Genomic DNA, 9,155 nt, shown 5'->3' on the forward strand with positions numbered 1-9,155 from the left:
CTGCTACGAAGAGCGCGTCGATAACGGACCGCCGGCACTCTTCCCGGATGGACCACACGGACCACACGGAAAGGAGTACGGCCTCCCTCGCCGAGCAACTTCGACAGTCTACCCGGCAGGGAGGCCGCAGCCCAAAACGATCTATCGGTGGGAGCTACTGCTGCTCCTCGAAGAGGCTCGTCACCGAACCGTCCTCGAAGATCTCCTTCACCGCGTCCGCGATCGTCGGAGCGATCGAAAGCACCGTGATCTTGTCCAGCTCCAGCTCGTTCGGCGTCGGCAGCGTGTTCGTGAACACGAACTCGCTCACCTTCGAATTCTTCAGCCGGTCCGCCGCCGGACCCGACAGCACACCATGCGTCGCCGTCACGATGACATCCTCCGCGCCGTGCGCGAACAGCGCGTCCGCGGCCGCGCAGATCGTGCCACCCGTGTCGATCATGTCGTCCACCAGGACACAGACCCGGCCCCGCACGTCACCGACGACCTCGTGCACCGTCACCTGGTTCGCGACGTCCTTGTCACGCCGCTTGTGCACGATTGCCAGCGGCGCGCCCAGCCGGTCGCACCAGCGGTCCGCAACCCGCACCCGGCCCGCATCCGGCGAGACCACCGTCAGCTTCGAACGGTCCACCTTGTGACCCACGTAGTCCGCGAGTAGCGGCAGCGCGAACAGGTGGTCCACCGGGCCGTCGAAGAAGCCCACGATCTGATCGGTGTGCAGATCCACCGAGACGACACGGTCCGCACCCGCCGTCTTCATCAGATCCGCGACCAGCTTGGCCGAAATCGGCTCACGGCCCTTGTGCTTCTTGTCCTGACGGGCATAGCCGTAGAACGGCACGATCACCGTGATCGAGCGCGCCGACGCGCGCTTCAGCGCGTCGATCATGATCAGCTGCTCCATGATCCACTTGTTGATCGGAGCCGTGTGGCTCTGGATCAGGAAGCAGTCCGCGCCACGCGCCGACTCCTCGTAGCGGACATAGATCTCACCGTTCGCGAAGTCGAAGGCCTTGGTCGGGACCAGACCAACCCCCAGGTGGTGCGCGACCTCCTCCGCCAGCTCGGGGTGGGCGCGGCCGGAGAAGAGCATCAACTTCTTCTCGCCGGTCGTCTTGAACCCGGTCACAGCACAGTCTCCTCAGAGGTGTTCGATCGCCGCCCAGAACCCACGTACGCCGCAAGCGACGCAGCTGAGCAAGCCGACAAAATGCGTGCGTCTATCACGGTACGCCGCCTTGGGCCCACCTGTTTTCCGTCAGCTCTCGCCACCGGACTCACCGGACGCCGCCTCCGCAGCCTTCGCGGCGGCGCTGCCCGGACGCTTACGGGCCACCCAGCCCTCGATATTCCGCTGCTGACCACGGGCGACAGCCAGCGAACCGGCCGGCACATCCTTCGTGATCACCGAGCCCGCAGCGGTGTACGCGCCGTCCCCGACCGTGACAGGAGCCACAAACATGTTGTCGGAACCGGTCTTGCAGTGCGAACCGATCGTGGTGTGGTGCTTCGCCTCACCGTCGTAGTTCACGAAGACACTCGCCGCGCCGATGTTCGTGTACTCGCCGATCGTCGCATCGCCCACATACGACAGATGCGGAATCTTCGTACCCTCACCGATCACGGCGTTCTTCGTCTCGACATACGTGCCCAGCTTGGCCTTCACCCCGAGCCGCGTACCCGGCCGCAGATAGGCGAACGGGCCCACGCTCGCGCCCTCGCCGACCTCCGAGTCGTACGCGACCGCGTTGTCCACCCGGGCGTCCGCGCCGACCTTCGTATCCGTCAGCCGGCAGTTCGGACCCACCTCCGCGCCCGCCGCCAGATGTGTGGCACCCAGCAGCTGCGTACCCGGGTGGATCAGCGCGTCCGGCTCGAACGTCACCGTCGCGTCCACGAACGTCGACGCCGGATCGACCACCGTCACGCCCGCCATCATGGCCTCGGTCAGCAGCCGCTCGTTCAGCACCCGGCGTGCCTCGGCGAGCTGCACCCGGTTGTTGATCCCCGCGATCTCCCGGTGATCGGCGGCGACACTCGCACCCACCCGGTGCCCGGCCTCCCGCAGGATCCCCAGCACATCGGTCAGGTACTCCTCGCCCTGACTGTTGTCCGTACGCACCTTGCCCAGCGCGTCCGCGAGCAGCCGGCCGTCGAAGGCGAAAACCCCGGAATTGATCTCCCGGATCGCCCGCTGCGACTCGCTCGCGTCCTTGTGCTCGACGATCGCCGTCACCGCACCGGAGGCCTCGTCGCGCACGATCCGGCCGTACCCGGTCGCGTCCGGCATCTCGGCCGTCAACACCGTCACCGCGTTGCCGTCCGCCTGATGCGTCTCCGCGAGCTGCCGCAGCGTCGCGCCCGTCAGCAGCGGCGTGTCCCCGCACACCACGATCACCGTGCCGTCCACCGCACCACCCAGCGGCTCCAGCCCCATCCGGACCGCATGCCCGGTCCCGTTCTGCTCCTCCTGCACGGCGGTACGCGCGGCCGGATCCACCTCGGCGAGATGCGCACCCACCTGCTCACGCCCATGCCCGACCACGACCACCAGCTCCCGCGGAGCAAGCTCGCGCGCGGCGGTGACGACGTGCCCGACGAGGGTCCGCCCGCAGATCTCATGCAGCACCTTGGGTGTGCGCGACTTCATGCGGGTGCCCTCACCCGCTGCGAGGACGATTACGGCTGCCGTGCTGGTGGCGCTCACGGGAATGCCCTTCGGCTTCGGGTTTTCGTGCGGGGGACATCCGCAGGATACCGGGGCGTAGCCGAGGGGAAACGACGGCGGGTCCTGACCGTCGCGGTCAGGACCCGAACCGGGCATTGCTCCCCCGCCAGGACTCGAACCCGGACAGATGGCACCAAAAGCCACAGTGCTGCCAATTACACCACGGGGGACTATTTCGACCGAATCGGACATTGTGTCAGTTCGTCGTTTGAGCACCCAACACTATGCCGTACCAGGCGCCTTCTATGCGACGGTACAGCTCTGCGCTCTGCCTCACATAGATCATCAGGCAACCGTGATACGCCTCGTCCGTGTTCTTGCGAACGGTTCGAGGGTTGTGGCGCTTCAGGTTCGGCTTGCTGAGCGCGGCTACTTCCACTCCGACCAGTTCGGCCCAGTAGCTCTCTGCGGCCGACACATCGGCCGACTCATGGATGTGCACGCGGAGCGTGAGCCGGTCAGGTGGCACTCCGAGCAGTGCCAGCCACTGAAGGTAGACCCTGATGACGCCTGGGTCGCTGTTGATGAACTGCAGACTCTCCTGGCGTCTGTAGGGCTTGGACTTCGTGCCCTCCGCCCAGTAGAGGCTGACGCCCAGGAGGAACAGCTCCCTGTCTGACAGGTGGCCAACGGCTGCCGCAGCCTCCTGCTTCACCCTCGCTCGTGCTTGCTCTTGCGAGGCGCGGAGCTTCGCCAGGCCTTCGTTCATGCGGCGCAACTGTTCTTCCGGGCTGCACCGCGGTTCGGGTTTCGGTAGGTCGCGTACCCACAGGGAGACCGAACTCTTCGAGCACCGGAGTTCCGCCTGGATCTGGTTGTAGGTCCACCCCAGGAGTCGCAGCTCTCGCGCCCTCGTGCGGAGTTCGTCCTTGGCGCGCGGGCGCTTCGTCCACTCGGGAGGCGGCTCGCCCTCCACCAGGCGCTGAAGCAACTCCTTGTTCCGTACCTGGAGGGTGTCTCGGATCTGGCTGAGGCTGAGCCCTTCCCGGCGCAGGGCGATGGCCTGCTTCCGTAGTCCCTCGAAGTCGGTGTACTTGCGTGTGATCTCTGGCATACGGAGATCATCGTCCGGAATGCGGACGTCCGGGTCGAAAGTCTGAGCGGTTCAACAGTTCGAGGGAAAGTGGGCGGATTCCCTGCGTTCGGGGAGTCGTTCACTTAGGCGCGTGCGGTTGGGTCATGTCCAGTCCCACCAGAACGACCAGGAAGTCCGTCCTGCGAGGTCCGTGGCGCAGATGGGCGTGGTCCGCGCGGGGGCCGTACGCCTGGGAGCACGCCCGGGGCTGTGTTCGGCTGGTTACCCGAAACTCGCCGGATGGGGAGCGGCCCGCGCCCGTAGGCTGGACGGTATGACCGTGACGGGGGAAGCGCGCCACGAGGCGGCCGGGGGGCCGTGGTGGTGGGAGAGACGGCGCAGTGCCGTGTTCGATGTAGGGCTTGCGGCGGTGTCCGCGGCCGAGTGTGCGGTGGAGGGGTATGCCTTCGCCGAGCGGGGTGGTCTGCCGGTCGGCGTCGGTGTGCTGGTCGGGTTGGTGGTCGGTTCGGTGCTCGTGCTGCGGCGGCGGTGGCCGATCGTTGTGGTGCTCGTTTCGATCGCCGTGGCGCCGGCGAGCATGGGTCTGCTGCTCACGGTGATCGGGTTGTATTCGTTGGCCGCGTCGGATGTGCCCCGGCGGATCACGGGTGTTCTCGCCGGGATGCTGCTGCTCGGCACGCTGGCAGTGCTGTGGGTGCGGATGGTGCAGGACCAGGACCAGCTGCACTTCGGTGGTTGGTTCGTGCCGTTCGTGGCGGTGTTGATGTCGCTGGGCTTGACCGGCCCTTCGGTGCTGCTCGGCCTGTATGTGGGGGCGCGGCGGCGGCTGATGGAGTCGCTGCGGGAGCGGGCGGATTCCCTTGAGCGGGAACTGCAGCTTCTTGCGGAGCGGGCCGAGGAGCGGGCCGAGTGGGCGCGGGGTGAGGAGCGGACGCGGATCGCGCGGGAGATGCACGATGTGGTCGCGCACCGGGTGAGTCTCATGGTGGTGCATGCGGCTGCGCTGCAGGCGGTGGCGCGGAAGGATCCCGAGAAGGCGGTCAGGAACGCCGCGCTGGTCGGGGACATGGGGCGCCAGGCGCTGACGGAACTACGGGAGATGCTGGGCGTCCTGCGTGCCCACGAGCCCGCGGCCGAGCCCGTTCCGGAGCCGGCTCCGGATCCCGCGGATGCACCGCCGCTGGCCGCGGTCGGGGCGGCGGCCGCGGCGGCCGCGGTTCGTGCGGAGACCGAGCAGGGGCCGTGTCTGGCGGAGGTGGACACGCTGGTGGATCAGTCGCGGGCCGCGGGGATGGCGGTGGATCTGTCCGTGGACGGTGAGCCGGCCGCGTATGGCGGCGAGGTCGAGCAGACGGCGTACCGCGTGATTCAGGAGGGCCTCACCAATGTGCACAAGCACGCGCCGGGTGCGAAGACCTGGGTGCGGCTCGCGCATCGGCCGGGTGAGGTGGCGATGCAGGTGGAGAACGGCCCTTCTCCGGAGGGTGCGGTCGACGGGGCGCGGTTGCCGAGTGGCGGGAACGGGCTTGTGGGGATGCGGGAGCGGGTGACGGCGCTCGGGGGAGTGTTCGTGGCGGGCCCGACCGACCGTGGGGGGTTCCGCGTCTCGGCGGTGATTCCGGGCGACGTGGCTGCGGCTTGACGCGGTGTTCCCGGGCGACGTGGCTGCGGCTTGACGCGATGATTCCGGGCCACGCGGCCTCGGCCTGACGAGAGGTGATCGGCTTGAAGTCACCGCTGTCGTCGTCCGGACCGGGTTCGCGGGCTCGGCCGCGGCTCCTGATGGCGGGGTCTCGTGCCCTCGGGCGGTGAATCCCGGCGTCCGCGTGCCCCCGGCACGTGGCGGCGGTGCTCAGGGCGGAGTCAGGCGTACGGGTGCCGCTCCCGAGGTCAGCATGGTCAGGGCGGCGTCCAGGTCGTGGCCCAGGTACCAGTCCCCGGAGTGGTCGAGGCTGTAGACGCGGCCCTGGGTGTCGAGGGCGAGGATGCCCTGGCCCGAGGAGTCGGAGCCGAGGGGGCTGAGTTCGGTGCCGAGGGCGCGGCCGAGGTCGCCGAGGGTGCGGGCCATGTGGAGGCCGTGCAGCGGGTCGAAGTGGACGGTGGCGGGTGTGATCTGGCGGCCTTTTCCCGGCGGGGTGAGGTGCAGGCCGCCGAATTCCGCCCAGGCCTCGACGGCCGCGGGGGACACGGTGTGCCGGTGTCCGGCGGGTGACACGTGCGAGCGCAGGACGTCGGCCCAGTATTCGGCGCGCTTGATGTCCCAGCGTCCTGGCTGCCAGCCGGCGGCGCGGAGGGTGGCGTCGGTGGTGACGGGGAACCGGGTGGTTGAGGTGCGGTCCGTGGGCATCAGTCGGCGTTCCCCGTCGGTGCGTGGTGCGGTGCTCGGTGCGTTTCGGGTTCGACGATGCGTACGCCGAGGTGGTCGATGAGGGCGGTGCAGGAGCGGCAGGGCGGGGCGAAGGTGCCGTGCAGCGGGTCGCCGTCCTCGCGGATCCGGCGGGTGGTGAGTTTGGCGTGTTTGAGTGCTTTGCGCGCTTCACTCGCGGTGAGGGGTTTGCGCTGGGCGCGTTTGGAGCGGGTTGCCTCGTAGGAGATGAGGTGGCGGGAGATGAGGGCGGCTTCGGCGCAGCGGCCGGTGAAGCGTTCGCGCTGTCCGCTGGTGAGGGTGTCGAGGAAGTCCTGGACGAGCGGGTGCAGGGTGGGCGGCAGTTCGCTGCGGCCGGCGGTGGCGGTGAAGGTTTCGCCGCGTACGTACAGGGCAGCGGCGACGTTGGGGAGGATGCCGTCGCGGCGGTGAAGCAGGACGGGCGGGGCGGTCTCGTCCTCGCCGGACCAGCTGAGGCGTGGATCTCCCGGTGCTGCGGCCGTGCTGCGCTCCTGTGTGGTGTGCATGCTGATGCATCCCTCCCCGTGCTGCGGCCGTGGCCGCGCCCCCGTTGATGTGCACGCGCTCCCCCGAGCGCGTTCCAGGGGTGTCCGGAGGATCTGGACACCCCCTGACAGCCTGCCAAATTGCGTGGGAGATGTGGAAGCCGGGAGGGTTTCATTCCCTTTCGTACTGCTGTGCGCCACCGGTGGGCGCGGCTGACTGTCACGGTGGCGTGACAGCTGGTCATGCGGGCCGAGGGGCGTCGGGCGGCATGACCTGTGGACACCCCCCACGCCCGGTGACCGGTGTTGCGTCAGCGCATAGGCTTGGGCGCGACAAGCCATACGCATGGGTCGTTCGAACAGCGCCGCAGGGGGCAACCGCCATGACGACAGGTCGGCTCGGGGAGGGCGCGCCGCCCAGGGCTTCGGGCTATGCGCAGGCCGTGCCGCCGAACGCTGCCTACGCCGGTCAGACCGTGCATTTCCCGGATCCGGTCCGTGCGGGCCGCCATCCGCGGGGTGTGCGGATCGACGACCGCGGCTACCCGGACTTCTCCGCGTACGCGCGCGCGGCGACGGAGATCGCCGATCCGCCGGAGGGTTTCGGGGTCGACGAGCTGCGCCTCACGGACTACGTATCTGCGAACGCGGCGATGTCCGCGCAGGGCCATGACCTGTGGGACACGATCCCGGCGGTCGCGACCCCGCACGGCTGGACCTGGCACCACGTGCCGGGCACCCGCCGTCTGGAACTGGTCCCCGCCGAGGTCAAGGCGCTGCTGCGGCACCACGGCGGTCTGGCGACGGCGCCCGTCGACCAGGGCAAGCGTGGCACCCGCCCGCTGCAGGAGCCCCGCCCGGCGCACTTCGGTCTGCCGAAGGCCGCGGTGGCGGTGACCGAGCAGCAGCTGCTCGGTGTGGAGGAGGATCTGGGCTACCGGCTGCCGGGCGCGTACCGCGCGTTCCTGAAGGCGGCCGGCGGCTGCGCGCCGGTGGGCGCGGCGCTCGATGCCGAGCTGGGCCTCCTGATCGACCAGCCGTTCTTCACGGTCCGTGAAGAGGCGGCGGTCAATGACCTCGTGTACGTCAACAAGTGTCTGCGCGATCACCTCACGAAGGACTACCTGGGGGTGGCGTTCGTGCAGGGCGGCATCCTCGCCGTGAAGGTGAAGGGCGAGCGGGCCGGTTCGGTCTGGTTCTGCGCGTACGACGATGCGCGGGACAGCGGTGAGACGGCCGGCTGGTCGCCCGCCGAGCGCGTGGAGCGGCTGCTGCTGCCGTGCGGTGAGGACTTCGACGCGTTCCTGACCCGGCTCGCGGGGAACCCGCCCGAGCTGGAGACCGTGGCCAACCTGATGGTGGACGGCGGCTTCGCGCGCGCCGTTCCGGTGGGGGAGTGACCTTCCGATGGTGACCTTCGCGCAGGCGCAGGAGCGCGCGGAAGAGTGGATCAACGGCGATGTGCCCGGCTACCAGCACCGTGAGGTGCGGGTGCGGGAGTTCGAGCTCGGTTTCGTCGTCTGGGCGGAGGACCGCGAGGACGGTCCGCGCTCCGACGGCGGCCGCCAGCGGCTCGTCATCGCACGCGACAGCGGCGAGGCGAGCCTGTGGCCCGGGCTGCCGGTCGGCGAGGTGATCCGGCGGTACGAGGAGGAGTACGGCACGGTCGACACGCCCCCGGCCGCGGCGGAGCCCGCGAAGCCGGAGCGGGTGGACCTCAACCAGACGTCGTTCCTGCTGACTCCGCCGGAGTGGCTGCAGGAGGCGGCGGACCGGATGGGGGTGCCGGACCGGCGGGAGGGGGCTTCGTCTTCGTCTTCGGGGGGCGAGTCCGCTTCGGGGAGCGCGTCTGCTTCGGGTGAGGCGTCTGCTTCGGGTGAGGCGTCTGCTTCGGGTGGGGCGTCTGCTTTCCCGGTGGCGGACGCGGCGCCGTCCGCGGACGGCGCGCAGGACGCCGGTCGGGGCGCGCAGGACGCCGCCCCGGGCACGGCGGCCGGCGGGACCGCCTGGCCGAGCGCCGGTGGCGCCCCGGCCGGTTCGCCCGCCGCGCCCGAGAGCGCGACGCCGTGGGCCGGTACGGACATCAGCGCCGGGGACGACCAGCCCGCGACGATGTTCGCCCCGCCGCTGTCCGGTTCGGACGACGATTCCGACAGCACGCCGCCGGCGGCTTCGCCCGAGGCGAAGACCGCGCTGATGTCGGGCGGCAGCCAGCTGCCGCCGACCGCGGTCTCGCCGGTCCTCGGCGGCGACCCGTCCCTCGGCGGCCGGGAGCCGGCCGCCCCCGCCGCCCCCGGCGGCAGCACGCCGCCGCCCCCGTCGTACGCCCACCCGAACCGTCCTGCTCCGCAGCCGCCCGGCGGCTCGCAGGCCTCGGCCGACTCGTCCGGTGCCGGTTCGGGGGCGGGCGCGGGCGCCGAGGACATCGCCAACGCCGCGACCAGCAAGGCCGCCCCGCCGCGTGCCGCCCGCGGCGCCGGTGCGGGCACGCCCGCGCCGCCGGGCGAGCCCGGCACC

The 9,155-nt window shown here is 70.1% G+C and carries 7 protein-coding genes, 1 tRNA gene and 1 pseudogene; 3 read left to right on the forward strand and 6 right to left on the reverse strand.

Annotation, left to right across the window (positions count from 1 at the left end):
- Nucleotides 1-154 precede the first annotated feature (154 nt).
- The 4 genes from ACLF6P_RS23910 to ACLF6P_RS23925 all read right to left on the reverse strand — a co-directional run bounded on the left by ACLF6P_RS23910 (nucleotide 155) and on the right by ACLF6P_RS23925 (nucleotide 3,785).
- A complete protein-coding gene (locus ACLF6P_RS23910; RefSeq protein WP_415952782.1) occupies nucleotides 155-1,132 on the reverse strand; it encodes a ribose-phosphate diphosphokinase in 978 nt (325 codons plus the stop codon).
- A gap of 129 nt (nucleotides 1,133-1,261) precedes the next feature.
- Nucleotides 1,262-2,710, reverse strand: a complete 1,449-nt coding sequence (gene glmU / locus ACLF6P_RS23915) for a bifunctional UDP-N-acetylglucosamine diphosphorylase/glucosamine-1-phosphate N-acetyltransferase GlmU (protein WP_415952784.1) — start codon at nucleotides 2,708-2,710, stop codon at nucleotides 1,262-1,264.
- A 119-nt stretch (nucleotides 2,711-2,829) separates the two neighbouring features.
- Nucleotides 2,830-2,901: transfer RNA gene (locus ACLF6P_RS23920), tRNA-Gln, on the reverse strand.
- Between the two features lie 26 nt (nucleotides 2,902-2,927).
- A complete protein-coding gene (locus ACLF6P_RS23925) occupies nucleotides 2,928-3,785 on the reverse strand; it encodes a hypothetical protein (RefSeq protein ID WP_415952786.1) in 858 nt (285 codons plus the stop codon).
- 295 nt (nucleotides 3,786-4,080) lie between these two features.
- Here ACLF6P_RS23925 and ACLF6P_RS23930 point away from each other — a divergent pair, with 295 nt between their 5' ends.
- Nucleotides 4,081-5,409: a sensor histidine kinase gene (locus tag ACLF6P_RS23930; protein WP_415952787.1), complete on the forward strand. Its 1,329-nt coding sequence runs from the start codon at nucleotides 4,081-4,083 to the stop codon at nucleotides 5,407-5,409.
- 210 nt (nucleotides 5,410-5,619) lie between these two features.
- On the opposite strand, the gene ACLF6P_RS23935 is transcribed toward ACLF6P_RS23930, so the two are convergent.
- Together ACLF6P_RS23935 and ACLF6P_RS23940 are read right to left on the reverse strand one after the other, a co-directional pair.
- Entirely contained in the window at nucleotides 5,620-6,114 is a 495-nt protein-coding gene (locus ACLF6P_RS23935) for an SUKH-3 domain-containing protein (protein ID WP_415952788.1), read from the reverse strand.
- The gene (locus ACLF6P_RS23940) at nucleotides 6,114-6,659 is read right to left on the reverse strand and encodes a YwqJ-related putative deaminase (RefSeq protein ID WP_415952790.1); all 546 of its coding nucleotides are present in this window, start codon (nucleotides 6,657-6,659) and stop codon (nucleotides 6,114-6,116) included. The genes ACLF6P_RS23935 and ACLF6P_RS23940 overlap by 1 nt, the downstream gene beginning before the upstream one ends.
- Nucleotides 6,660-7,021: 362 nt before the next feature.
- Between ACLF6P_RS23940 and ACLF6P_RS23945 the strand changes: the two genes are divergently transcribed.
- Together ACLF6P_RS23945 and ACLF6P_RS23950 are read left to right on the forward strand one after the other, a co-directional pair.
- The gene (locus ACLF6P_RS23945) at nucleotides 7,022-8,038 is read left to right on the forward strand and encodes an HNH endonuclease (protein ID WP_415952791.1); all 1,017 of its coding nucleotides are present in this window, start codon (nucleotides 7,022-7,024) and stop codon (nucleotides 8,036-8,038) included.
- Nucleotides 8,039-8,045: 7 nt separating this feature from the next.
- A pseudogene (locus ACLF6P_RS23950) lies at nucleotides 8,046-9,155 on the forward strand (SUKH-4 family immunity protein); the annotation flags it as partial.

Origin of the sequence: Streptomyces lothianensis, from assembly GCF_047779955.1 — a bacterium.
Taxonomy (GTDB): domain Bacteria; phylum Actinomycetota; class Actinomycetes; order Streptomycetales; family Streptomycetaceae; genus Streptomyces.

What these genes read in the sequence shown, in the direction of transcription:
- ACLF6P_RS23940 (WP_415952790.1), bottom strand. Translation starts at nt 6,659, where the DNA reads ATGCACACCACACAGGAGCGCAGCACGGCCGCAGCACCGGGAGATCCA.
- ACLF6P_RS23925 (WP_415952786.1), bottom strand. Translation starts at nt 3,785, where the DNA reads ATGCCAGAGATCACACGCAAGTACACCGACTTCGAGGGACTACGGAAG.
- ACLF6P_RS23935 (WP_415952788.1), bottom strand. Translation starts at nt 6,114, where the DNA reads ATGCCCACGGACCGCACCTCAACCACCCGGTTCCCCGTCACCACCGAC.
- ACLF6P_RS23930 (WP_415952787.1), top strand. Translation starts at nt 4,081, where the DNA reads ATGACCGTGACGGGGGAAGCGCGCCACGAGGCGGCCGGGGGGCCGTGG.
- ACLF6P_RS23945 (WP_415952791.1), top strand. Translation starts at nt 7,022, where the DNA reads ATGACGACAGGTCGGCTCGGGGAGGGCGCGCCGCCCAGGGCTTCGGGC.